This is a genomic window from Pseudoalteromonas sp. SIMBA_162, from assembly GCF_046535955.1.
Lineage (GTDB): Bacteria > Pseudomonadota > Gammaproteobacteria > Enterobacterales > Alteromonadaceae > Pseudoalteromonas > Pseudoalteromonas marina.
This window is the reverse complement of sequence record NZ_JAWJBQ010001433.1, coordinates 1-206: the sequence shown is the minus strand read 5'-3', so window position 1 is coordinate 206 and position 206 is coordinate 1. Positions and strand designations below refer to the sequence as shown.

Genomic DNA, 206 nt, shown 5'->3' with positions numbered 1-206 from the left:
GGGTCATGATGGATTCGAACCATCGACCAATTGATTAAAAGTCAACTGCTCTACCAACTGAGCTAATGACCCGCTCAAATATAAACTTAAAAGCTTACTTGCGTGAATCCGCCGATTAGAGTTTTATAGAATGGTGGGTCATGATGGATTCGAACCATCGACCAATTGATTAAAAGTCAACTGCTCTACCAACTGAGCTAATGACC

Annotated in this window: 1 tRNA gene; it reads right to left on the bottom strand. The window is 41.3% G+C overall.

What is annotated here, in order from left to right:
- Positions 1–72 (bottom strand) — tRNA-Lys (locus tag R0J88_RS24340).
- Between the last annotated feature and the right edge of the window lie 134 nt (positions 73–206).